Source organism: Pseudoruminococcus massiliensis (genome assembly GCF_900291955.1).
GTDB classification, from domain to species: Bacteria; Bacillota; Clostridia; order Oscillospirales; family Acutalibacteraceae; genus Pseudoruminococcus; species Pseudoruminococcus massiliensis.
This window is the reverse complement of record NZ_OLMR01000001.1, coordinates 284,809-308,732: the sequence shown is the minus strand read 5'-3', so window position 1 is coordinate 308,732 and position 23,924 is coordinate 284,809. Positions and strand designations below refer to the sequence as shown.

28 protein-coding genes are annotated in these 23,924 nt (G+C 43.0%); 12 read left to right on the top strand and 16 right to left on the bottom strand.

What is annotated here, in order from left to right; all coding sequences use genetic code 11:
• Positions 1-23: 23 nt before the first annotated feature.
• From C9914_RS01465 to C9914_RS01430, 7 genes are all read left to right on the top strand, one after another.
• Positions 24-452: an RNA polymerase sigma factor gene (locus C9914_RS01465; RefSeq protein ID WP_106762879.1), complete on the top strand. Its 429-nt coding sequence runs from the start codon at positions 24-26 to the stop codon at positions 450-452.
• Between the two features lie 586 nt (positions 453-1,038).
• The gene (locus C9914_RS01450; protein ID WP_106762876.1) at positions 1,039-1,410 is read left to right on the top strand and encodes a type II toxin-antitoxin system PemK/MazF family toxin; all 372 of its coding nucleotides are present in this window, start codon (positions 1,039-1,041) and stop codon (positions 1,408-1,410) included.
• Between the two features lie 97 nt (positions 1,411-1,507).
• Positions 1,508-1,660, top strand: coding sequence for a hypothetical protein (locus C9914_RS11585; protein ID WP_021418918.1), 153 nt, complete (start codon positions 1,508-1,510; stop codon positions 1,658-1,660).
• A 52-nt stretch (positions 1,661-1,712) separates the two neighbouring features.
• Positions 1,713-3,389: a recombinase family protein gene (locus C9914_RS01445; RefSeq protein ID WP_106762874.1), complete on the top strand. Its 1,677-nt coding sequence runs from the start codon at positions 1,713-1,715 to the stop codon at positions 3,387-3,389.
• A 255-nt stretch (positions 3,390-3,644) separates the two neighbouring features.
• Complete coding sequence (locus C9914_RS01440) at positions 3,645-4,400, top strand: HNH endonuclease (RefSeq protein ID WP_106762873.1); 756 nt, start codon at positions 3,645-3,647, stop codon at positions 4,398-4,400.
• 7 nt (positions 4,401-4,407) lie between these two features.
• Positions 4,408-4,824 carry an 8-oxo-dGTP diphosphatase MutT gene (gene mutT / locus C9914_RS01435; protein ID WP_022263777.1) on the top strand — a complete coding sequence of 139 codons (417 nt, stop codon included), beginning with the start codon at positions 4,408-4,410 and terminating at the stop codon, positions 4,822-4,824.
• A gap of 158 nt (positions 4,825-4,982) precedes the next feature.
• Positions 4,983-5,687 carry a DUF4238 domain-containing protein gene (locus C9914_RS01430; RefSeq protein WP_022263776.1) on the top strand — a complete coding sequence of 235 codons (705 nt, stop codon included), beginning with the start codon at positions 4,983-4,985 and terminating at the stop codon, positions 5,685-5,687.
• 236 nt (positions 5,688-5,923) lie between these two features.
• On the opposite strand, the gene C9914_RS01425 is transcribed toward C9914_RS01430, so the two are convergent.
• The 12 genes from C9914_RS01425 to C9914_RS01370 all read right to left on the bottom strand — a co-directional run bounded on the left by C9914_RS01425 (position 5,924) and on the right by C9914_RS01370 (position 15,383).
• A complete protein-coding gene (locus C9914_RS01425; RefSeq protein WP_106762869.1) occupies positions 5,924-7,228 on the bottom strand; it encodes a tyrosine-type recombinase/integrase in 1,305 nt (434 codons plus the stop codon).
• A 3-nt stretch (positions 7,229-7,231) separates the two neighbouring features.
• The gene (locus tag C9914_RS01420; protein ID WP_022263774.1) at positions 7,232-7,468 is read right to left on the bottom strand and encodes a MerR family transcriptional regulator; all 237 of its coding nucleotides are present in this window, start codon (positions 7,466-7,468) and stop codon (positions 7,232-7,234) included.
• Positions 7,469-7,890: 422 nt separating this feature from the next.
• Entirely contained in the window at positions 7,891-8,151 is a 261-nt protein-coding gene (locus C9914_RS01415) for a helix-turn-helix domain-containing protein (protein WP_022263773.1), read from the bottom strand.
• A complete protein-coding gene (locus tag C9914_RS01410; RefSeq protein WP_065532039.1) occupies positions 8,132-8,572 on the bottom strand; it encodes an RNA polymerase sigma factor in 441 nt (146 codons plus the stop codon). Before C9914_RS01410 ends, C9914_RS01415 begins: the two co-directional genes overlap by 20 nt.
• A gap of 464 nt (positions 8,573-9,036) precedes the next feature.
• A complete protein-coding gene (locus tag C9914_RS01405) occupies positions 9,037-9,993 on the bottom strand; it encodes a D-alanyl-D-alanine carboxypeptidase family protein (RefSeq protein WP_106762868.1) in 957 nt (318 codons plus the stop codon).
• A gap of 54 nt (positions 9,994-10,047) precedes the next feature.
• Positions 10,048-10,533 (bottom strand): hypothetical protein, encoded by a 486-nt coding sequence (locus C9914_RS01400; protein ID WP_181013427.1) that lies wholly within the window; start codon positions 10,531-10,533, stop codon positions 10,048-10,050.
• A 26-nt stretch (positions 10,534-10,559) separates the two neighbouring features.
• Positions 10,560-11,747 (bottom strand): ABC transporter permease, encoded by a 1,188-nt coding sequence (locus C9914_RS01395; protein WP_106763257.1) that lies wholly within the window; start codon positions 11,745-11,747, stop codon positions 10,560-10,562.
• The gene (locus tag C9914_RS01390) at positions 11,737-12,450 is read right to left on the bottom strand and encodes an ABC transporter ATP-binding protein (protein WP_005422944.1); all 714 of its coding nucleotides are present in this window, start codon (positions 12,448-12,450) and stop codon (positions 11,737-11,739) included. The genes C9914_RS01395 and C9914_RS01390 overlap by 11 nt, the downstream gene beginning before the upstream one ends.
• Position 12,451: 1 nt before the next feature.
• Positions 12,452-13,282, bottom strand: a complete 831-nt coding sequence (locus tag C9914_RS01385) for an efflux RND transporter periplasmic adaptor subunit (protein WP_330421768.1) — start codon at positions 13,280-13,282, stop codon at positions 12,452-12,454.
• Between the two features lie 152 nt (positions 13,283-13,434).
• Positions 13,435-14,337: a sensor histidine kinase gene (locus C9914_RS01380; RefSeq protein WP_456238920.1), complete on the bottom strand. Its 903-nt coding sequence runs from the start codon at positions 14,335-14,337 to the stop codon at positions 13,435-13,437.
• Between the two features lie 172 nt (positions 14,338-14,509).
• Positions 14,510-15,208, bottom strand: a complete 699-nt coding sequence (gene vanR, locus C9914_RS01375; RefSeq protein WP_106762864.1) for a VanR-ABDEGLN family response regulator transcription factor — start codon at positions 15,206-15,208, stop codon at positions 14,510-14,512.
• Positions 15,201-15,383 (bottom strand): helix-turn-helix domain-containing protein, encoded by a 183-nt coding sequence (locus C9914_RS01370; protein WP_005422953.1) that lies wholly within the window; start codon positions 15,381-15,383, stop codon positions 15,201-15,203. The genes vanR and C9914_RS01370 overlap by 8 nt, the downstream gene beginning before the upstream one ends.
• A 157-nt stretch (positions 15,384-15,540) precedes the next feature.
• Here C9914_RS01370 and C9914_RS01365 point away from each other — a divergent pair, with 157 nt between their 5' ends.
• The 5 genes from C9914_RS01365 (at position 15,541) to C9914_RS01345 (ending at position 18,474) form a co-directional block, all read left to right on the top strand.
• The gene (locus C9914_RS01365) at positions 15,541-15,903 is read left to right on the top strand and encodes a helix-turn-helix domain-containing protein (RefSeq protein WP_442477682.1); all 363 of its coding nucleotides are present in this window, start codon (positions 15,541-15,543) and stop codon (positions 15,901-15,903) included.
• 244 nt (positions 15,904-16,147) lie between these two features.
• Positions 16,148-16,477 (top strand): plasmid mobilization protein, encoded by a 330-nt coding sequence (locus tag C9914_RS01360; protein WP_005422959.1) that lies wholly within the window; start codon positions 16,148-16,150, stop codon positions 16,475-16,477.
• Complete coding sequence (locus tag C9914_RS01355; RefSeq protein ID WP_106762862.1) at positions 16,438-17,778, top strand: relaxase/mobilization nuclease domain-containing protein; 1,341 nt, start codon at positions 16,438-16,440, stop codon at positions 17,776-17,778. Before C9914_RS01360 ends, C9914_RS01355 begins: the two co-directional genes overlap by 40 nt.
• A gap of 92 nt (positions 17,779-17,870) precedes the next feature.
• Entirely contained in the window at positions 17,871-18,101 is a 231-nt protein-coding gene (locus tag C9914_RS01350; RefSeq protein ID WP_005928624.1) for a helix-turn-helix domain-containing protein, read from the top strand.
• A 4-nt stretch (positions 18,102-18,105) separates the two neighbouring features.
• Positions 18,106-18,474 (top strand): DUF6050 family protein, encoded by a 369-nt coding sequence (locus C9914_RS01345; RefSeq protein WP_005928622.1) that lies wholly within the window; start codon positions 18,106-18,108, stop codon positions 18,472-18,474.
• A gap of 177 nt (positions 18,475-18,651) precedes the next feature.
• On the opposite strand, the gene C9914_RS01340 is transcribed toward C9914_RS01345, so the two are convergent.
• The 4 genes from C9914_RS01340 to C9914_RS01325 are packed head-to-tail and all read right to left on the bottom strand — an operon-like array spanning position 18,652 to position 23,893.
• Positions 18,652-18,996 (bottom strand): cysteine-rich VLP domain-containing protein, encoded by a 345-nt coding sequence (locus C9914_RS01340; protein ID WP_456238918.1) that lies wholly within the window; start codon positions 18,994-18,996, stop codon positions 18,652-18,654.
• A 17-nt stretch (positions 18,997-19,013) separates the two neighbouring features.
• Positions 19,014-19,220 carry a transposon-transfer assisting family protein gene (locus C9914_RS01335; protein WP_015542400.1) on the bottom strand — a complete coding sequence of 69 codons (207 nt, stop codon included), beginning with the start codon at positions 19,218-19,220 and terminating at the stop codon, positions 19,014-19,016.
• 2 nt (positions 19,221-19,222) lie between these two features.
• Positions 19,223-20,176 (bottom strand): hypothetical protein, encoded by a 954-nt coding sequence (locus tag C9914_RS01330; RefSeq protein ID WP_005928610.1) that lies wholly within the window; start codon positions 20,174-20,176, stop codon positions 19,223-19,225.
• A 3-nt stretch (positions 20,177-20,179) separates the two neighbouring features.
• Positions 20,180-23,893, bottom strand: a complete 3,714-nt coding sequence (locus C9914_RS01325; protein WP_106762858.1) for a YodL domain-containing protein — start codon at positions 23,891-23,893, stop codon at positions 20,180-20,182.
• Positions 23,894-23,924: the final 31 nt, after the last annotated feature.

Genomic DNA, 23,924 nt, shown 5'->3' with positions numbered 1-23,924 from the left:
AATTCAGATTGGAGGTACACATTATGGCTTACAACAAAGCCAGAGAAGAAAAGAAATGGCGGCTCTGGAAAGAAGCCGAGGAAAAACAGTTACGGAGCTTGGGAGTTAATGAGGACGATATAGAGAAGCTCCGTGTTCACGATTGGGCGATTTTTAATTCCGACAGACGGTATTATCAGCGAGTGCAGGAAACAGGTACATATCTTGACGAGCTTGTTGAAGATACTACACAGCCCGAAGTCAAAACGGTTGAGGATTTTCTGGACAGCATCGAAAATCAGCACCTCTATCAAGTTTTGATTAAGGTGGACATGCTTACATTGCAGATTGCTTTGATGAAGGTACAAGGATATTCAACCCGTGAAATTGCGGTGTATCTGGATATTACTGAAAAAGCTGTTTACAGAAGAATGGACAGGCTCAAAGAAAAATTAAAAAAGTTTTTTGAGTAGAGGGGAAAATTGAATATTCCCACGGGCTACAGGGTGAGAGGACAAAAACCTCTTACCCTGTTTTCCTTTGTGTGGCGAAAACGGGATAGCTCCTTGACAACCGAATACCCATTCGCCAAATACTTTCTCTTTGTGATTGTGATGAGCATAAGCGTGTGCAGCGGTACGCCACGACCTGTCAAAAGGCAGCGAGCGATTGAAAGGTGGTGAGCCTATCTTTACCGACTCAAAATATCGGGCAGCTCCCGATTTCGCCATAATCCACAAAGAGGATAATGATACTCCCGTCCAGTCACAGTCCGAGCGTGAAAAAAACGTCGCAGGCAATGAGGGCGGCTCTGTCAGACCGACAGTTGGGGTGGAACTCCCGTGGTGTCAGTTCGCTGCTGACCGTTTGGCGACTTCCCATAGCATTTCGGGGTGTCGAGGACAAATTGAAATGCTCCTATCATATTCAGCCAAACGAAAGGCGGTCATAAGAACAGAGATTTTGTTTATACTCTCCCGACCTTAAATACTTCCTTTTGTTTGGCTGCCTACATAGGCAGAACATACCTGCCTAAATAAATCTGGGAGGTCAAACATAATGGAAAGAAAAATCAAGCGTGGAGATATTTACTACGCATATCTAAATCCCGTTATCGGCTCGGAGCAAGGCGGAACAAGACCTGTACTTATCATTTCAAACGATGTCGGCAATAAGCATAGCCCTACGGTTATTGTCGCACCCATCACAAGCCGAATACACGCTAAAGCAAAATTGCCGACGCACACTTTAATCAATGATTTTGAAGGTTTGGATAAGAACTCAATCATTTTGCTTGAACAGGTAAGAACGATTGATAAGCAGCGACTAAAGCAGTATTTGGGAATGATACCAGACGATATAGTGGCAAGGGTTGATAAGGCTCTTGCCATTAGTGTTGCATTGGAGAAAATGAAGGCAACAGATGTGTAAAAGGGACGAGAACGATAAATTTGCACATTGGTAAAAATGCGGCTGTATTTCTATAATTTAGAGTACAGCCGCTTGTTTTATAGCGGAGGTACTCATTATGGGAAATGAAAACTATATCCAAAATTCAGAATTGCAAAATGAACAGATGAAAGATGAAAGCGAAGTATTTAATTCATTTATCAATGTTATGGTGCAGATAGTTGAAAAATACGGAAAGACAGTTTTGCAAGAATTGGATTGTGCTGCGTAAGCTACGCAGCCTTACATATCACATTTCCCTATAAAATTATGGAGGTGGTACGATGAACAGAGAAGGAAAGAAATGTGTCCTGTATCCGAGAGTAAGTACCGAAATGCAGGTAGACGGATATAGCCTTGAAGGACAAAAAAACGGATTAAAACGATTTGCTGACCGAGAAGAAATGGAAATTGTCGGTATCTATGAGGATGCAGGTAAATCAGGAAAATCTATTGAAGGACGACCTGCATTTAAGAAAATGCTTTCCGATATAAAAAACGGATTGGAGATAGACTATATTCTGGTTTATAAACTTTCCCGTTTCGGAAGAAATGCAGCGGATATTCTAAATTCATTAGAGTTTGTACAATCTTATGGAATAAATCTTATTTGTATTGAAGAAGGAATTGACTCGTCACAGACAAGTGGAAAACTTTTAATCTCTGTTTTGTCTGCGGTTGCAGAAATAGAAAGAGAAAATATCATTGAACAGACAATGAATGGACGGAGAGAAAAAGCACGACAAGGTGGGTGGAATGGTGGATTTGCACCATACGGATATTATCTGAAAGACAATCAGCTCTTGATAGAAGAAACGGAAGCTGAAGCAATCAGAATTATATTTGATAAATTTGCTAATTCTGATATAGGACTTGGCGGAGTAGCAAAATATCTTAATCTTCAAGGTATAAAGAAGATACCTCGTCAGAACGGCACATTGGAAACTTGGAGCAGTCATTTTATACGGTTGATATTAGATAATCCTGTTTATTGTGGAAAGATTGCTTATGGCAGAAGAACACGAGAAAAGGTAAAAGGTACAAAAAATGAATATAAGCAGGTTCATGCAGAGGATTACATTCTGGAAGATGGACAACATGAAGGAATTATCAGCGAGGAATTGTGGCAAAAGGTTCACGCAAAGCGTATGGCGACAGGAATTAAACAGCCATCCAAAATCGGTAAGGATAGGTCACACCTTTTGACGGGGATATTAAAGTGTCCCCTTTGTGGAAGTTCAATGTATACGAACAAACACGCTTGGACAAATAAAGACGGCACATACAAAGAGGTTTACTATTATATTTGCGGCAGAAATAAGCAGGAGCGAGGACATCATTGTGATTATAAAGCATCGCTAAGAAAAACAGATATTGAGCCGCTTGTAATTGAAGCTGTTAAGGAATTGGTAAGCGATAAGTATTTTGCAAAAGAGATTGAAAAGCGTATTGGCGTACAGACCGATACAACAGCTATTGATAAGGAACTTGCCAATTACGAGAGTAAGTTGAAAGAAGTAGATTTGAATAAAGCCCGTCTGGAACGAGAGATTGATAATCTGCCTATTGATGCTCGTTTCAGAGAAAGGAAAATCCACGACATGACTTTAAGACTTGATGCCTTGTATGATACGATTGTAGAGTTGGAAGAACGGATTGAAGATGCAAAGCTGAGAAAAAGTTCTATCGAAATGGAAACAATCACTCTGGACAATATTTACAAGCTTATGCTGAATTTCGGAAAGCTCTATGATATAATAAGTGACGAGGAAAAGAAAAGCCTTATTACTTATCTTATAAAAGAAATTCAGATATATCCAAATGGGGAGTCAGAGCAGCCTTTGAAGTCGATAGAGTTTAATTTCCCAATATATCGGGATGGTCAAGAGGTAAGGCGGCTCTTGTGGGAAAAAGGTAATACCGTTGAGACGGTCTGTTTGCTGTCAAGAAAAGATAAATAAAGGCTGAAAAGTGGCGTATTTCCGGGCTTTTTGCGAGGTTAGTATTATCAGAGAAGCCTTGCGGAAAGCTCGGTTTTCTTGTAGGAAAACATATCTACTGCAAAATGTGTGTCAGGTTGTAACCTCGGATTAGATGTCAGGCATTTTTGGATGATTTTTGGAAAATGAAAAAGGGTGACAACCAATCCGGCAACTCGACCATTTTGGGTGTTTGCAGGCAGTGGAATGGATGTGAGGAGAATTGGAGGCATATTTATGTTTAATCCTGGACTAAAAATAGGACAAATTATAAAGAACGCAGATATTGTTGGAATATTCAAATGCGGAAATATGGGAGGTATGCGCCGGTCAAGAACAACGAATACACTTGTTATCGTATCGGATTATACAAAAGGTCTTTATCATGATAAGTGGATCGGCGGGGGTTTACATTATACAGGCATGGGCAAATCAGGTGACCAAGACATTCTTTGGGCGCAGAATGCCACATTGGCTGAGTCTGATTATAATGGAGTTGATGTTCATCTGTTTGAAGTTATAGATGCTGGAGAATATATCTACTGCGGAAGAATAGAACTTGTGAGCAAGCCATACACAGATGTGCAGCCCGGTGAAGATGGTAATGATCGAAAAGTATGGATGTTCCCGATAAGGCCTGTACCAGATAATGATGTAAAGAAGCCACAAATGTTTGTATTTAAGGATATGGATGACTACGAAAATCGTGGTAAGAATGTTGATGCTGAGTATACAAAAATGATGGCTGCTGCCAAGAAAAAAGGAACAAAGAAGCCTGTATTTGTTGCACCGATTGTTCCGAAACCAGAGCTAAAACCGCAGATGGAAATACCGACCGATATTGTCGGAAGACAGGTGAAACATAAAGCATTTGGCCTTGGCAAGATTACAGCGATTGAAGGAACTACGATAGTCGTTCAGTTTGATAAGGTTGGATTAAAAAAGATGGGGTATGAATTCTGCATGGAAAAGAAGTTGCTGGAGTTTATATAAGGAAGATATGAAGAGGATTAGAGTTGTCGCTGCAGTGATTCGTAGCGAAGATAAGATTTTTGCCACAGCGAGAGGATACGGTGAATTTAAGGGCCAATGGGAGTTTCCTGGAGGAAAGATCGAACTTGAGGAAACACCACAAGAAGCCTTAGTAAGGGAAATTCAAGAGGAGCTTGATGTAAAAATCGAAGTTGGCGATTTGATAGACACTATTGAATATGATTACCCATCATTTCATTTAAGTATGGACTGCTTCTGGTGCATTGTGACTGATGGTGAAATAACACTCAAAGAAGCAGAGAACGCGCGCTGGCTTTGTAAAGATGAATTATACAGCGTTGACTGGTTACCAGCTGATATGAAGCTGATTGAGAAATTAGAATTATTCAATAAACACTTGAAATGGGGGAGATTCAATGGGTGAGACAAAAGCAAAGTATCATCATTTGATTCCAAGAACATATCTATCTGCATGGGAATGGTACTTTATATATACGTTTTCTTGAGGACAAAGAAAGTGTAGTTGAGCGAAATAAAGATAATATAGCGGGAATAACAAACTATCATTCGATTGTAGCTGGGATGCCCATTGTAACCCAAGAAGATGCAGATAAAATCTTTGCGTGCCTCAAAGATTTAGAGTTTCATTATGGAGAAGCAGTTGTTTCTGATAATCTAGAATTGAATAAAATTTATTACGACTTTGATAATTGGACGATCCAGAGAAAGGACGGATCTGTTGTAAGCAAGAAGAAACTGAAAGCGGAAATAGAGAAAGTAAAAATACGAGATATAGAAGAATTATGGTCTTCAAAATATGAAGATGCATGGAGGACAGTTCGTTCAGAACTTGAAAATTTAATATTTAATTCGGCGGACGGAATTATTCCCAATGCTAATAAAGAGTATTTAATGAAATTTTATACGGCGTTAGATTGGAGAAGTATTAAATCTAACATGCAGTTTAACGATGCATGGGAGTGGCTTTGCAAGGAAGTTCTTTGCTTAGATGAAATAGACATTCCTGAAGAAGAACGAGGACTTCCTATACTTGATAATGCTGCAGAAGAAATGAAACATAATTTGTTATTGAAATTTTATCGTCAGTATTTAAATGATTCTGGAGTGATATATACACATGCAATGGCAAATTTATCTAATATATCTTTTCATTTTCCTGTTGCAGATGAACCTGAGACATTTAATACCAGTGACAATCCTCTTGCTTCACTTCAGTACTCGACTGTAAGGGTTTTCAAAGGATTTTATAATCTCTGTTTATTATAAGCTTATTAAATAATAAAAAATAGTAGAATTTTTCTCTCTCGCACAAGATGAATAGAAGCCCGTTAAGGGATAGGAAAACGCCGAAAACCCGCATGAACACTACGTTTTTGTGAGTTGTCGGCGTTTCTTTTACCCTCTGTTTTCATGGTGCTTTTTCCGTAAATGGTGCCCAAATGGTGCCCAAATTCCACGCGGGCATATAAAAGGTTGTAAAGAGCAGTAAAGAGATACAGCGGTTAAAGGTCTATTTCGCTGTGTTTTTTCTTTGCTGCCCGTTTTCCTTTTTTCGGCTCGGCTTCCTTTGGTTTCTCCGGGGCTGCTTTTTCCACCGCGCTATGGTAAGCGTCCAAAACTTCTTTTTTTCGTTCAAGCCGCACGTCCACATAACGGGCGGTAACAGCTTCAAAGTTCATGGAAAGCCCAAGCGACGCGCCGATACCCGCAAGAGTATGTCCCAAGACTTCGCCAACCGTATAGAAGTCGCCTGTCAGTTGGTGCATATTGGTCGCTGCCGTATGTCGTAAATCGTGAAAACGAATGTGCGGCATATCCAAATCTTCAAGCAGCTTTCCAAATTGAGAGGACACCCACGACGCGGCGATAGGTGCGCCGTCCGGCTTTGCTACAACAAGGTCATTGTCATAGTAAGGCTTTCCGTCTTTTGCTGCCTGTTCTTTCTGTACTTCCTGCATGGCAAGCTGTTTGAGGAAGAACGGGCGGGCAAGCTCCGTAATGGGTAGCTTTCTGCCGTTGGATTTCGGCGGTGCCATTTCTTCAATGACTTTTGTTTTTGGCGGTACCTTGAAAGGTAGCTGCTCGGTAACATCAAAGGTGTTGTTCTCCAAATCCACATTGCGCCAACGCAAGCCTAAGATTTCAGAACGGCGCATACCGTAAAGCCCGCCCAAGATAACAGGCATTTCCCAAACAGTACCCTCGACGCGCTGCATTAAGGCTTTCACCTGTTCCGGCGTGTAAGGGTCAGGGGTCTTGTCGCCTTTCCCAAACTTCGTAAGGGTATCTTTTGCCGCGTTGGTTTCGATATAGCGGTATTTGCGGGCATGGCTCAACGCCACACTCAAAACACGTTTTGCCCCGGCTGCGGTGGACGGCTTCAAGCCTTTGTCTATAATCTGCTGAAACATCTTGTCTACCATAGCAGGGGTAAGCTGATTGAGGGCAACGCCGCCGATATACGGATTGATATAGTTTGCAATCGTCTTTTTATACCCGTCATAAGTAGAGGGGCGCAAGTTCACTCTTGCATAGCTTTCCACCCAGTCATTGAGATAGGCAGCGACAGTCTGTTTCCTCTGTGAAGTAATAGAAGCAACTTGCCCCGGATTTTGGAGCTTCGTTTTCATTTCCGCTTCATGCTGTGCTGCTTCCTTTTTGGTGGCAAAGCCCTTTTTTGCATACGACTTCTTTTTTCCGTCCGGGGCGGTGTACTTTATGTTTACGTCGTAGACTGTGCCGGGTCGTCCGGTCAGTACGCCGTTGCTGTCGCGTTTGTTTTTTACCTGTCTTGTTGAGATTGCCATAACTTAACCCCCTTGCTCTGCCGGGGGCTTTACGGCGTTTTTCGCTCGCTCGTACCAATCCCATATAGCGGTATCGGCAATCAAGCGGCGGTTTCCGTTTTGAACGTATTCCAGTTCGCCGTTATCCATAAGCTCGCGTAATTTATTTTCTCCAATACCGCTAACCTTGCTCATTTGCTCTACTGTTTTCAGCATAGGCAAAACAGGGGCGGCATGGTTTGTAGTTTCCTTTTTAGCCATAGGAATACCCCCTTTCAAAATGGCTCAAAGGTATGTTTTTGAATAAAAGGGGCTTTAATCGAACGGCTATTAGCATAGCTCCACGAGAATTTCACTCCTGCGTGGTTCTCACGCAGCCCTACCCATTGCCTGCGACGCTTCTAACGCTCGGACTGTGGCTGTAAGGGAGTATCATTATCCCTCTTGTGTGTCGTCGCCCGCAAGCTGCTGACTTGCTTTGCGGTGTAGTGTTGTTCGCTCGTTCCCGAAAGGGAAGTCATGGCGCACCCGCTGTATGGCTCGGCACAAAAGGAACGTATCCGATTTGCCCTATACTGCGTCGCCGTTCTCTTGCGCCGCTTTCTTTTTCAAAGAACAAGATGGCTGTTCTGCTTGCCGTAAAACGGAAAAGGGGTTACAAGACGTTTTACGGTCATGCTCAACTATTCATCAGCCCGAAATGTGAGGATAGCCCTCATCAGTCTTGCTTGCAGCCGTTCCCGTATGTCCTCGTCAACGCCATAGTAGACGTTGCCGCGCTCGTCGTAGAGCTTCCGCATGGACAGGCTCGCTATGTAGCCGCTGAAATGCTGCAAGACTATTTTCATAGCGTCCGGGTCGCCTTTGCTCGCCGCCACAATGACGGGATAGGGAACAAGGGCGATTTCCGGGTAGTCGGATTGTTTACCATTCTTCCCATTCATCAGCGTGTCCCTCCAAATATTTCTTTAACAGTTCAAAAGAGCTTGTCCGTCTGTACTGTATCGTGCTGCGCGACGTATTGAACATCTTTCCGATTTCCACGTCGGTCATGCCCTCGAAATAGTACAGCAGGATAGCAGTCCTTTTTTCCTCCGGCAAAGTGCGGATTGCTTCAAGCAGCAGTTTCGGGGTTATCTCTTTTCCTGCCATTTGATAACGCGGTTCAGCTTCTTCGTCTTGAAAATACTTGTCAACGGTGTAAAGCTGCCGTTCCTCATGCAAGGCAAGGTCGCAAAACGATACTTCCCGTTTTCTGCGTCGCCGGATTTCGTCGTGGGCGTTGCACGCTTCGTTGTGCAGCACCCGTTTACAGAAACTTTGAAAGGCACATTGCTTTTGAAATTCTCTGCGATTAGGTTCCATGTTCTCACCTCCTTTCTGTCGAAAGGTGGTAGTACCTCCCCTTTTCGCGTGATAATACAGACGACTTTTTCAAACGCTGGACGAAAGCAAAAATTTCTTTGAAAAAAGTTCTGTAAAATGCAAAATGCGCCCATCTGCAAGGCGCAGACAGACGCAAAGGAAACATAAAAAGTATTTAGATGATGTGATTGTTCATCTTTATGCCCGAAATACCCCGTTGCAGGGGATAGACTTTTTTTGATAATTGGGGGAATGTCGATTTGTGTCGATAAGTTGATAAGTGCATGGCGGCTACCTCCTAAAGCCGCCATGCCTTTACATGGTAGAGGGTCGTCGTTGGAATTTAGATGGATAAAAAGAAACGGCGGCTCTGATAATCAAAGCCGCCGAAATAGAGTAGGCGCGTGAAAATGTGTCTGCTCTGCGACGGCTTTTTTTCTTTTGCCGTCGTCCGGCAGATGAAATCATTTAGTTAAATAGTCAGATTCATCTATTGTTTTAAGAATATAATTCACATCATCATATCTTGAAGAATCCGATTGAGAGCCTAAACTACATATTAAAAATTCCTTTCCATGTTGTTGATAAAGAACAACTAAATTATAGTCATTAGATAAGGAACCTGTCTTGATACCTTTAACATTTTCATTGTAATATTCTGATGTTTGGTCAAGAAAAGTATTAGTATTCCTCCATGTCTGCGTACTTCCGTCAGGTAAAGTAGCTGTATAATTACTCTTTGAAACAATATCTCTAAACCATTGCTTCTCTAAAAGGTGAGTAGATACTGATTTTAGGTCTGAAACGGTAGTGAGAGCATTGACATCATATCCGCTTGGGTCATATAAAATTGTGTTTTCATACCCTTGATTTTGTAAGTAATTATTTAGATGTTCCATAAAAACATTAATACGTTCTTGACTATTCTTAGCTTGTGGTGAAAGAATAGAACCACAATAATCCGCGACTACATAAGCAGCGTCATTTCCAGATGGAACCAACATGGCAGCAAACAAATTGTGGAGAAAATATTTTTTCGCGTCTATATTCGCAACAGATGAACCAGGTTTAGTTAATTGGATTGCTTCATAATTTGCAGGAACAATACTATCTAAATCCGCAAGTGTTGCTGCGTATTCAATGACAAATAATTTGGCTAAGCTGGCAGGAAGCTGTTGCTCGTTTTCTCGCTTTGAAATAAATATATTGTCATTAGAAAGGTCAACTAATATGAGGGATTTTGCATTATAAAAATCTTGAAAGGAAATTCCATTCAGCCAAGAGTTGATTTTATTCTTCTCATTGCGAAAATTGTCAGGTTTCATTGCCCACAATACAAAAGCAACACTAAATATTATCAAAACAAGAAAAATACAGATACCGCTTACATGGAATTTTTTTCTCTTATAATTTCTTCTCATCTACTTAATTCACCTCCCTAAATGTACTTGAAAATTACTTGTTAGTAAGACCAATCAATAATTAACATCTATACACTCCCTAAAACCAGATGGATCACCTAGTTTTGCTTTGTCAATATTTTCTCGCAAATAATTACGAGTAGCGTCATCGCACCTGTCTTTTCCCATATATGGCATATCAAATGCTTTTTCCAATTCTTCTAATGCTTTTTCGGCTCTTTCCGGATTTGTATTATAAGTGTCAAGCCATTCTTTCATCCATGAATATTCCCACAAGTTAGAAGCTCTTGTTTCACCATAGCCAACTTGGAAAGAAGCCCCTGTATCTTCATTTTCCAACTTTTTAGGAAGTTCAACTCCATCTGGCCAATCCAAACTGTCAATGGTTGCAAGATATTCTTCTTCGATATGCTCAAAGTCTGTAAATCCTCTTGAATCAGATGTAGTATCAGAATTAGAACACCCCGCAAACATTAAGCATATCATTAAAGTAAAAATCATTCCTAAAAGAATTTTTGTTTTAGCAGATAATATTTTCATATTTATTCCTCCAATTTCTTAAACTTTTATCTAAGTGCTAATGCAGGTTCCAGTTTTGCTGCTTTTATTGCGGGCAATAACCCGCCTAATAATGCAACAATAACAGAAGTTATTACAGCTATGACAGCCGAAAAAATAGGATAACTTGGTGCTGTTATTGGTGAATCAGGTGGAAGCAATACACTGATACCTTCAACGATAAGTAGCGAGAGTAAAATTGACGCAATGCAAACGAATATTGAAATAATCAGTTGCGTACCTAAAACCAAAGTAACAATATTTGCGCGGGAAGCTCCTATTGCTCTTCTAATCAACAGCTCATGTGTACGTTGTTCTAAAGAAGATAAACCTATGTTAATCTGTCCCAAAACAGAAACAAACAATAATAAAAACGATGTTACTAAAAGTCCTAGTTGAAGCATAGCTAATACAGAATCATAAGCATTACCAATATCGCTTCTTCCTGTATTTTCTAAATGACCTCCTATTGTTTCTTTCAAAATATCTTGTAAGGCAGAATACATTTGTTTTGTTGTAAGTCCATTAGTCATGTGCCAATAAATATTTGCACTTTGTACTTGCCACATATTAGGAACAAGCTGTTCTATTGCTTGTACGTCAATATAGATTGTAGGTATATCCTTTCCGTCATTTACAATCCCAGTTACGTTAAACGGTGTTAATGCAAGGCTGTTTTTTGGATTACCTACGGCATACGAAGTATTGAAATAGGATTCAGCCTCTTTATTTACTACCATACAAAGAATATTGTTTGTTTCGGAGGAGTAAAACCAATTTCCCGATGACATAGGTAAATTATAGACTTTATTGTAACCTGTTGTTGTGAAAATGACATCAACAGGTATAAAATCTTTATAAAGTGTGTCATTTTTATCTTTCAATGATGAAAGGGATGGAATCGGTGCAAAGCTTATATTTTCCTGCATAGACAGAGTAACGGCTATCGAGTCATCTAATTGCTGTACTTTTGTCAAAAAATTCTGCATTTTAGCGGCATCTTCAAAACGGCAATCCATTATTGAAAAGGAGTATGTTGGAACCCAACCGTATATCTGTGCATTAACAGAAATTAAATACTCTTTACCAAGAGTACCAACCAAAACGGAACCTATCATTGCTATAATTCCTACAAGCATAGAAATACTGGTTAAAATATTGCGGAGAGGAGAAATACGAAGGTCTTTAAGAATCATATTTAACACATTGAAGCCTCCCTCCGTCCATTTCAAAAATTGTATTACAAGTCTTTGCAATATCGAGGTCATGAGTTACTATTAAAAGCATAATGCCATTTTTAAGCACAACTTGATGTAAAAGGTCCATAATTTGTTTTCCGGTTTTTTTATCTAAAGCACCAGTAGGTTCATCACATAAAATGGCTTCCGGCGATACTGCAAGTGCGCGGGCAATCGCCACTCTTTGTTGTTCGCCTCCTGATAAATTAGATGGATAATCATTTTCTTTTCCTTCTAATCCAACACTTTGCAAAAGATTTCGTATTGCTTCTTTCCGCTGTCTTGTATTCATTTTCTTTTTGGAATAAAGTAAAGGAAGCTCAATATTTTCCCAAACTCTTAAATGTTTAATTAAAGAATAGTTTTGAAAAACAAAACCGATATTACTTGCTCGAAGCATAGATAGCTGGCTATCTGTTAAAGTGGAAACAGACATACCATTATAAAGAAATTCGCCTTGATATGAGTGGTTGAGTAAACCTATAATTGATATAAGGCTTGTTTTTCCTGAACCCGATTTGCCTACAATAGCATAGCTGTTTCCTCGCTTTAGTTCCATATTTGCTTTGTTTACAGTTACTAAGGTATCACCATTATTCAAATTAACAGTCGCTACCAAGTTTTTTATTTGAATTAAATTTCCTCCATTCGTTTTTTCCATGTTACAAATTACTCCTTGGGTCAAGGTTTGGGGGAATAGAAGAAATTGTATCGCCCTCATTTACACCCGACAATATTTCTATATATGCACCATCAGTTGCACCCAGCATAACTTCTGTTTGAATTTGTTTTCCGTCATTTATTACGGTTACCATTCCCTTACCTTGTCTGCCCGCAATGACTGAAAGTGGTAACAAAAGCACATCTTTTCTAGTTTCGGCTGTTATGACAACGGTAGCACTTTGTCCGGGTTTTACATCAATATCTTTTCCAATTAAACATTGCAATGTGCTTTCTGCATTTTCTGATACTGGTACTACAACTGCAATCGCTTCCGTAGGTCCCACACCATCAACTACTTGAAACTTTGCTTTTAATGCTGCATTTTCCGGCAATATTTTCAAAAAATTTTCAGCTTCAATATTGAGAGCAAAACCTGTGTACTTAGCTGTTGCTAAGGGATAATTTTTGGGAACACTCTCATTAGATGAGATAATAGAAAGAATCGTTGCGTCAACTGGGGATTTTATTTCTTCTTCAGATACTTTCCCAATCACACCACCCTCAGTAATTTTGTTGCCGGCTGAGGAACAGGCTTCAAAAGTACCCTCAACAGAAGAACATAAAACAAAATCCAAAGCCGGAATAATAGTTGTGTGAGCAGATACCGTTGGAGTAAGATTACCGCGAGTAACGGATACCGTTTCAACGGATTGTACTTTTGGATTTACGTTACTGGTTTCATTTTTCTGCTCGTCAAAACAACAGGCAGATAACACAATTATTATCATACATAGCATAGGTAACGCCATAATTCGATTTTGGTATTTCACCAACATACCTCCTTGTTATTGTATATTATATTTCGTTTAAAGATAAAAGGCTTTCACCTTGATACAATAATTGTATCAAAATAAAAGCCTTAATTTTGATGATTGTTCGCAAGAAAATCCTCTTTTTTGCTACGGAATTTCTTACGATTTTCCTACGAAAGTGGAAGTGTAACTATAAATTTTATACACTCGTCTTTACTATGAGCAACAATAGTCCCCTTATGTAGTTCTACAATATGTTTCGCAATCGCAAGTCCCAATCCGGCACCACCACTTGTAGTATTTCTTGATGTGTCAACTCGGTAAAACTGCTCAAATATTAGTTTTAGTTTTTCTTCTGCGATAGGATTCCCAAAATTTTCAAAAGTAATTACAATAGTGTTCTCTTGAAGTTCTGTGGTTATTGCAACTTCTGTATCTGTATAACTGTAAATTACCGCATTACGCAAGAGATTATCGAACACACGTTGTATTTTGTTTGCGTCGCAATGTAGCATAATGTCGCTTGTACTATTGAGAGTACATTTCAAATTTTTTTCCTTTAATATGGGCTTAAATTCATAGATAAGTTGTTCTAATAAACGGGTCAAATTTATGTTGCTGTATTGTAATGTTATGTTAGATAAGTTAAATCGTGTGATTTCAAAAAACTCGTTTATCAAATCTTCAAGACGTTCTGCTTTATCAAGAGAAATAGAAAGATACTTTTCTCTTAACTCCTGTGATATTTGTTGTTCATCATCATGCAGTAGTGTTAGATAGCCAATGACGGAAGAAAGCGGCGTTTTCAAATCATGTGCAAGGTACATAATCAAATCATTCTTGCGCTGTTCATTTTCCTGTGCAAGTCGCGCATTGTTTTCTGCTTCTTGCTTTAAGCGATTTATGTTGATAGCAATTTCGCTTAGTTCCGGTGAGAGTTCAATATAATCTACTGATTTATCAAATAGTTTTCCTGTTGCAGCTTGTAACTCGTAGACATAATTAACAACCTTTTTCAAAAGTTTATAAGTCAAATACAAAATGCAAACTACCCATAATATAAGCCCTACCATATAAACATAAAGTCCCCTATATATCAGGTAGTAATGTTCCACATATCTATCCAGTACCCAAGTAAGTCCCATATCTAACGAAACCGTACACACTAAGATAATTCCCGAACAAATTACACTCTGTAAGATATAACTTTTAAACAGGATTGTAAGCAGATAATTTTGTTCATTTTTATTCAATTTCATAACCTACCCCCCAAACTGTTTTGATAAATTTTGGATTTTTGGCGGGTTCATTTAATTTTTCTCTAAGCCGCCCTATATGTGCCATTACGGTGTTGTTATTATCTAAATATTTTTCTTTCCAGATATTTTCAAATAGTTCCTCAGTTGAAACAACTTTGCCTTGATGTTCACATAAATACCAAAGGATTGAAAACTCGATAGGAGTTAAAGATATTTCTTTTCCGAACAAAAAGCATTTATGCGTGTCCTTATTGATAATCAATCCTCTAATGTCATATTCACTTTTTGGAAAAAACTGCTTTTTTGTTGGATTGTTGTACTTCTGATAGCGTCTTAACTGTGTTTTCACTCTTGCAATGACTTCAAGGGGATTAAAAGGTTTTGTTATATAATCATCGGCACCTATTGTTAGCCCCATTATTTTATCGCCATCATCAATTTTAGCTGTAAGCATAATAACAGGGAAATAAAAATTTTCTCTAATTTTTTGGCAAATACGGAATCCGTCTATATCAGGAAGCATAACGTCCAATATCGCCAAATCAATTTCCGTTTTCTGAATACATTCCAATGCTTCAATTCCATTGTAATATTTGTGTACTATATAATTATCGTTTTTAAGATAAACTTCAAGTAAATCTGCTATCTCTTTTTCATCATCTACAACTAAAATTTTTTCATTCATTGTCTACACTCCTTTTTATCCTTTTATCAAATGGTTTTACTGCGCTCTTGGGTATCAACCACATATAACCGATTTTTGAAACACCAGGTATTCGATTTTCTTTACAAAGTATCTGCACACGCCGTTCAGAAATACCCCATTTTTCCGCTGCTTCGGGACAAGACATATATTCCATATCGTAACCGTCCTTTCTTCAAACATTATCAATATAATTATACTCGGATAACCGAATAATAGCAAGTACATGATATGCTCTATTTCTATCCATACTATGATGCGTGTAATCATATCTTGAAAGAGAGATGAAATATACAATGTAGTTGGGTGAAATGATTATGAAGCAGAGCAAAGAAAAGTTTGATTTTAAGGCTTTCGGACAGGCTATCAAAGCGGCAAGAAAAGCAAAGGGAATTTCCCGCAACCAGTTAGCGGATAAGCTGAACATTGCGCCGCGATATATCGCGTCCATTGAAAACAGCGGGCAGCACCCAAGTTTGCAGATTTTGTATGAGCTTGTAACCCTGCTTGACGTATCGGTAGACCAGTTCTTTTTCCCGGAACGGGAACAGGAAAAGTCCACACGCCGCCGTCAGCTTGATACCATGCTCGACGGCATGAGCGAAAAGGATTTGAAAATCCTGTCAGCTACCGCAAAAGGGATTGAGGAAGCCAACAACGAAACAACGGGGGAATAAAGTTCCCTCGTTTCTTCATAGAAAAAGCAGTTTGAAACGTCGCAGTTTGCGGCGTTTTTCTTTTGTCCTGCTTTGGCAAAATCAGATTTTCCATGTAGTAGGGATAAAGGGAGAAAGTTTCTTAGCAAGCATAGGAAAGGGGTACCCTTTCCGTATTTTCGCCCTCCTGCGCTGCGGCGCGTCGGTTGAAAATTGCTTGTTGGGAAGTGTCCCAAACCCTCGGAATGGAAAGGAGTGTGAGCCGATGAACGGCAGGAAACGGACAGTACAAATTAAATTCAGAGTAACAGAGGAAGAACGGGCGTTCATTGAACAGAAAATGCAGCTCGTCCCTACCCGGAACATGGAAGCCTACTTGCGGAAAATGGCAATCGACGGGTATATCATTCAGATAGACCATGCCGACATAAAAGCTATGACAGCGGAGATACAGAAAATCGGGGTCAATGTCAATCAGATTGCAAAGCGCGTCAATGCGACGGGCAGCGTCTACCAAGAGGATATAGAAGAAATCAAGGAGGTGCTTGCGGAGATATGGCGGTTACAAAGATTAAGCCTATTAAAAGCACGTTAAAAAAAGCCCTTGACTATATCCAAAACCCGAACAAGACGGACGGGAAAATGCTGGTGTCCTCGTTCGGGTGCAGCTATGAAACGGCAGATATTGAGTTCGGATTTACATTGTCGCAAGCTCTTGACAGAGGAAACAACCTCGCACACCATTTGATACAATCTTTTGAGCCGGGGGAAGTCGATTATGAGAAAGCCCATGAAATCGGAAAACAGCTTGCCGACGCGGTAACAAAGGGGCAATATGAATACGTCCTTACCACTCACATAGATAAAGGGCATATCCATAACCACATCATTTTTTGTGCGGTAAACTTTGTAGACTACCACAAGTATGTTTCCAACAAGCGCACCTATTACGGAATACGCAACATCAGCGACAGGCTGTGCCGGGAAAACGGCTTGTCCGTCCTTGTGCCGGAGAAAGGCGGCAAGGGAAAGAATTATGCGGTGTATAAGAAAGAGAAAACCGCCAAAGCAAAATTGAAACTTGCCGTCGATACCCTTATCCCCCAAGTGTCCGACTTTGAAGAATTGCTCGCGCGGTTACAGGCAGAAGGCTTCACAATCAAACGGGGAAAATATGTGTCCTGTTTGGTTCCGGGACAGGAACGGTTTACCCGTTTGAAAACCCTCGGCGCAGATTATACAGAGGAAGCAATCCGGGAACGGATAGAGGGCAAGCGTACCCGCACCGCCAAAGCTCCCAAGACAGAACGCGGCATGTCCCTGCTCATTGATATTGAAAACAGTATCAAGGCGGCGCAGAGCCGGGGTTATGAACAATGGGCGAAAATCCACAATCTGAAACAGGCAGCTAAGACCATGAATTTTATTACGGAACACAAGATTGAACAATACACCGACTTGACCGCAAAAATCGCAGAGATACAGACAGAGAGCGAACAGGCGGCAGACGCATTAAAGAGCGCGGAAAAACGGCTTGTAGATATGGCGGTGCTTATCAAGAATGTTTCCACGTTCCAAAAGACAAAACCCGCCTATGACGCATACCGCAAAGCAAGAAATAAGGACAGTTACCGGGCAGCTCATGAGCGCGAAATCATCTTGCATGAAGCAGCGGCAAAGGCATTAAAGGCGGCGGGCGTTTCCAAGCTCCCGAACCTCACCGCGCTGCAATCGGAATATGAAAAGCTCCAGGAACAGAAAGAAGCCCTTTACGCCGACTATGGCAGACTGAAAAAACAGGTCAAAGAGTACGACGTTATCAAACAGAACATAGACAGCATTTTACGGCAGCCAAGAGAACCGGAACGGGAAAAAGGAAAAGAACGCGGGGAGTAGCTTTGTTCATACTTGTATGATATAATAGTTCCTATCAAAAACAGTAGTTACATACCAAAGTGATACATTTTCAGCAAAGGAAGTGTCAGAGAATGGAACAGGAAATGCCGGACTATGAAACGATACGCGCCGCCGTTGCGGGCGAAAAATGGGCGTTGGAAAAAGTGCTTGCTTGTTACGGTGACGAAATCAACCGCCTTGCAATGGTAAAAAAGCGTCAGCCGGACGGAAGCGTAAAAGAGGAAATCGACGACGATTTACGGCAAACGCTCATACTGAAACTGTTAGAAGCTATCCCACAATTCCCAATAGAAAAGGAGTGATACCATGACACGCGGGGAAATTTGGAAAGACTTTTTTAAGAGAACCGTTTTGCCCGCCGTTATCGCATTGTTTTTATTCTTCATGTTTAAGAACGTCTTTACAGAGGACGGGCAGACCAATTACTTTTATGTGTGGCTGTGCTGCGGTATTCCCTTTGGTATTCGCCGTATGTTCGTATGGCTTGTACCGCATGGGTATGACATAGCCGGAACGGTGGGTATCATTGCCCTCAACTTCATTTTGGGCGGCATTATCGGTGGGGTCATTTTGATATGGCGGCTCGTCGTGGCTGCATGGTATATCCCCCTTACGATATACCGTTTACTTACCACAGATAAGGGCGCAACCCCTCAAATCAACATGGAAAAATAGCAAAGGAAAAACCGGGACGCAGACAGTCAGTAAAGACTATCCGCGCCCCGGTTTTCTTATGGGTGCAGTTCTGAAATGTTACGCAGTAGAACGCCGTTTTTAAGGGAAAAGGTATAAAGCCCTTGCCCTATGAGGAAACGGTTGTCAGAAGCCTGTAAAACAAGGCTTTTTTCGCCCTTACCGCGTAACAAGAGCGCGCCGTTTTCTCATGCGCTCGGCTGCCTGTCTGCGGGTAATCCGCTTCCGACAGTCCGGGCAGTATTTGACGCTGTTAGAGGTGGACGCAAAGAACGCGCCGCACACGGTACATTTCTTTCTGTCCTCGGTCTGATAGAGTTCCGCATAGAGCAGCTTATCAAGAGGAAGTACGGCAATCCGAAACCACTTACAGAGCAGGGAATAGGAAATGAGCTGCGGGCATACGCAAGTGTCCCCGTCGTCCAGTAAAATACAGTTGCCATTCTCGCAGTTGCAGCACTCCTTTTTCACAAGGGTGTTTACCTTGCGGCTTTGTCGCGGCATCAGCCGCTTAATCCCGGTCATACTTCATCAGCAGGATAAACGGAAAGCTCTTTGTACTCGGCGTCGGTCAGCGCGTTCACTTTGGAAATGGTGCGCTCTGCAAGCTCCCGTAATCCCGCGTCCATGTAAGGCAGCGCAGCGGTCATGTTCTCAATAAGCTGCGCCTTGCTTCCCTCATGGTAAATGCTCAAAAGGTTTGTTTCCTCAACAGTAAATCTATTCATGCTCATACCTCCAAATCGTGATTTTTTCTTTTTGCCGCTGACTTTTTCGGGGCGGCTGTTTTCTTGTCTGCGGCAAGCTGCGCCCGGACAGAGGGGCGGGGCTTTTTAATCTCTTTGTCCCGGTTCTCTCCCTTGTCAATCAGCGCATACGTTCCATGTCTGCCCTCGATTTTGGAAAAGGAAAGGGTCTTGTAAGGCAGCATGGAGAAAAGGCGGTCAATGTCCTTTGTGTTCGCAAGCTGCATGAACGCTGGGGAAAGCTCCACCATGAAATGGGTCTTGTTCGGGCTGTTCGGCGTGTCATGCCGCTTCATTTCCCGCACAATGCGCCGTGCTTCCGTTTCAATCAGTCCGTCATGCAATGCGGCGATATGGGCCTTAAAATCTCCCGGTGGAAGCTGCTCCCTGTTGCGGTGTTCCTCCCGTAAGAGCCATTTAAGAGCGTCCGGGTCGTTGGGTATGGCTTCAAAGCGTTCAAACTTCCCAAACTGCGGGTCTGGGCTTCCGTTGAAATACTGTCCGGCGGGTATCATCTGCTCCCCGCGCTCATAAATCAGCTTTACCGTATCGGCGGGCAGCCCTTTTTCTTTGACGCGCTCATAATGGCGGGAATAGTCAAGTTCATACAGATTGCCCTTGATTTTTCCATGCTCCTTGCCTGTCAGCTCGATTGCATAGGCAAGAATACGGTCGCTTGTCTGCTCCATGTAAAAACGCCAGGTATTATGGGGCGCGGTGTCCTTTAGGAAAACGTCACGCTCCCGGAAGCAATGCGTCCCGGACGGGCGGCAAAACCATAAGAGGGTCTTATCCTCTTTACTTGCGCTTGCCGCCGTTTTTGCGATAATCTCCCTGTCAATATCAAAATCGCTTTGGTAAAAGCCTGTATTCTGCTTCATAATCGCATCGAGGGAAGCGAACACGTCTACATCTTCAAATTTATTTAATTTGCTCATGTGTCAGCTCCTTTCCAAGTCCTGCGACTTCTGCTTTGCGTTCTTCTTTTTCCCCGTCCGTTCTTTGTCAGCTTTAAGCTGCGCCCGGATAGAGGGCTTTTCTTTGCCGCGTTCTTTGTCTGCCTTAATCGCTTCTGCAAGGTCAACAAGGGAAATCTGTTCCCCGGCTTTTACCTTTGCTTCCAGTTCGTCAACCGTAGGGGTGTTGTTGATGATACCGTCAAAGTTGTTGTCGTTCTGCTCGATTGTGTCCTCGACGTGCTTTAGCGGGTTTATCTTTTCCGGCTGTTGTGTCTGCTCCTGCAAAAACTCCGGCACTTCCTTGTAGCCGAAACTATCTACATAATGCGCCGCGTCCTGTCCGTTCTGATGAAGCACTACCACGTCGGAAACGGAAAGGCTGTGTCCCTTAAAATCTTTCGGGTGGTCGATATTGAAACGGGTGTAAATATCTTCAAGGGAAGTACCCGGCGTAAGCTCTGCGGAATAGACAAGCTCATAGTTTGTCTTATCAACCACATTTCCCGCCGCCTGCAGGCGGTCGTAAGGCTCAAAGCGGAAGTCCCGCGTTTCGTCCCCTTGCTTTAGCTGATAAATGGAAAAGGTGTCTTTGTCGGCTTCGGCTTCCTGCGCCTTTGCATATAGCTCCTTTACTTCTCCCTGCGTCAGCTCTCCGGCGTTCAGCCCGCCCATGAGTTCCCGGCATTTTGCAAGGCTGCCGATATACAGCACGTCCCCGATTTTTGCCCTGCCGTTTTCCTGCGGGAGATAGGCTTGCAGGAAAAAGCGGTCGTTGTCGCCCGTTGTGCGGGGGTTGGCTTCAATCTTGTAAATGTACTCCTGCATGGCGGCTTTCTCCCTCGGAGCGTCCTGCGCCTGTTCCTTTTGCAGCTCTGCGATATGTTCATCAATGCTGTTGATGATTTCCGCTGCGGTGCTGCGGATTGTTTCAAGGGAGCTTTTCAGTTCGGCAAGGTCCCGTCCGGCACTCCACCCGGCAACATACCCAAAGGAATAATCGGAAGTATCAAGCCCGTAATGCTGGCACACGGTATAGGCAATACTTTCTGCCTGCACCTCACGGGTGCGGCGGTCGGGTCTGTTCTCCAAGTCCTCCAAAGGGGCGTTTAGGTCAATGTCGTGCAGCTTCGCATGGGCGATTTCATGGATAAGGGTCTTTAAGGTTTGCAGCTCGCTCATGCCCTCATCAAGGGCAATACGCTTGTCCTCCAAGTGGTAGTAACCATGTGCGCCGCCCTCGATTTTTTCAAAGCCGACAGGAACAGGAGAAGTCTTTTCAAGGGCAGCGAAAACGTCCTTGTAATGCTCCACGTCCCCGGTCAGCATATTTACGGCAATGTCGGGGATTTCCTTTCCCTCGGTCTGCGATACGTCAAAGACCGATACCACCTTAAAGGCGGGGATTGTGATTTCCTTTTCCTCGGTTACGGGCTTTCCGTCCTTGCCGATAAAGGCTTTTCCCGTCTGCGGGTCGATTTTCTCCAGTTCCTTTTTAATCTTAAAGGGCGACGGGGCAAGGATTTTGATACCCTTTTGTCCTTTCATCACGTTTCGTCCAAAGTTATTTTTCCATGCGGAAAATCCGGCGATAAGGGAAGCGTCGGGCTTTTGCATGGCGATCAGCAGCGTATTGTTAAAGCTGTAATTATGAAACTTTGACATGACGCGCAGATATTCCTTGTAACGCTCGCTGTCGAACAGCTCCGTAATGCCTTGCTCCAAGCGGTCGGTTATCTCTTTGAGCTTTTCGGCTGGCTTCTCGCTCGTCAGCACGATAGGGATAACCGGGCGCGGCTCCTGCTGCTGTGCTTCGGGAATGGTCGCCGTCTGTACTGCCGGGGCTGCGTCCAGTTCGATGGTCGGCTGCGGGTAGCTCATAATGCGGTATTCCTCCGGCACGTCCCGTCCCTCAAAGTGTTTCTCCCATTCGTCGCCGCTTTCCACAAGGTAGCCGTATTCCGTAAAGCTGCCTTTTTCCTGCGCGGCGGCGTTTCGTCCAAAGGCGATAGGGTCAATGCTGTTTTTCCATTCAGCGGGCATTTGCACCATGCCGGATTTGTTAAGGTAATAATCGCCCAATTCGCGGGGCGTGTGGACTTCGGGGATATGCACGAAAAAGTCCTCGTTATAGGTAAAGTCAATGAGCTGCCCGATATTCTCAAAACCATTCCTGCGCTGCGTGGCTGCGTTCAGCGCGGCAATCCCGGAAGCGTCAAGGGTTTCCAGTCTTGCCGCAAGGAAGTTCAGCTCGTCCACCTGTGCCGCGCATACCATGTCATACGGCAGGGCAATGTGTCTGTCCTCCCGGTCAGAATACCCATGAATGAAAAAATCCTGCGGATTGTCAGCGGTAATGCCGACGCTTCGCATAGCTTTGTGAAGTTCTTCCTTTGTGGCGGGCATGGAAAGCCAGTAGCCACCCGGTTCTCCCGTTTCAAAGCGGGTGCGGCTGTCAATCAGGATTGCAAACTGTTCCGTTTCCTGTCCCGGTTCGGTTCTCGGTGCAGCGGCGGAAATGTCGGCGGCGGGCTGCTTGATTTCCTCGCCCTCTACGGTGTAGCCTGGTAAGAGCTGTCCGTTTACCCTAAACTGTTCCGCGTATTCCGGCGGGATAGCCGGGGAGATTTCCGTAAAAAGTTTTTCATACGCCTTGATACGCCCGTTCAGATATTTTTCCATAGCTGCCCGGTCAGCAAATACCTTTCTGTCCTGTCCGGCAATTTTTGCCTGTCCGTACCCGTGGGGGCTGTTGGTGTAGATGTTCCAAGATAACGTATAGGAGTACGGGATAGATTTCTCTGCTTTTCTGTCGTAGCGGGTATTTTCATACACATGGTAGCTCATTTTATATACCCGGTTGCTGATGGTGTGGCGGTCGTTGTCCTCGTCCTGCCACTTGTTCGCCGTATGCTTCACTTCGGGTATTCTCGCATACTCAATCGCCTTGTCAAATAGCAAGGTCTTTCCTGCCTGTTCCTCCCATGCGGAAGCCTGTACTTTCAGATTTTCAAAAACGGTCTGTTCCGCAGCCGCGCTTTCCTCCCGCAGCTTCACAAGCTCGGCAAGAGGTAAGGCGGTCAGCGGGGAAATATCCGCGCCTTTCGTGTCAAAATAGATACCGCGCTCAATCTTCATCTTGTCGGCGGCTTCCAGTCTGTCATGGTCGTATGAGGAATAACCTGTTTTCCATTCGTCCATTTGCTCGCTCCTTTCTTTTTCAATCATGCGGTGCATAAGTTCGTAGTCCTCAATGCTCATGCTTCCGTCAAATATATAAGGGTCAAAATCTTCCCCGTCCCGGTAGGGCTTTTCGGAAAAGGGAAGCCCCGCTGCATGGGCGGCGGCTCTTGCTTCCTCGATAACCTCCGGGGGAAGCCTGTCGTCATGCGCCCCGATAAAACCGTCAAGGTCATTCCTGCCGTTTTCATAGTGATAGCGCACTCCGGCGGTCAGCTCGTCAAGGCTCATATTCTCGCCTAAATGCCCGCAGTAGTAGCCGTTTAGAATAACGGCGGCGGGGTCAGCCGCTTTGATTTCCTCTAACCGGCTCCTGTCAAACGGTTCTAAAGTACCGTCCACTTCAAGATGAAACAGCTCGGCGTTCCATGAACGTCCCTGTTTCCAAAATGCTACCCATGCAATACCGTCCCTAAGTTCCTCTTGATAGTCCTTTACGCTGTCGCGCAAACTTGCCATGTGTAAAACCTCCTTTCGCGTATGGCAGCGC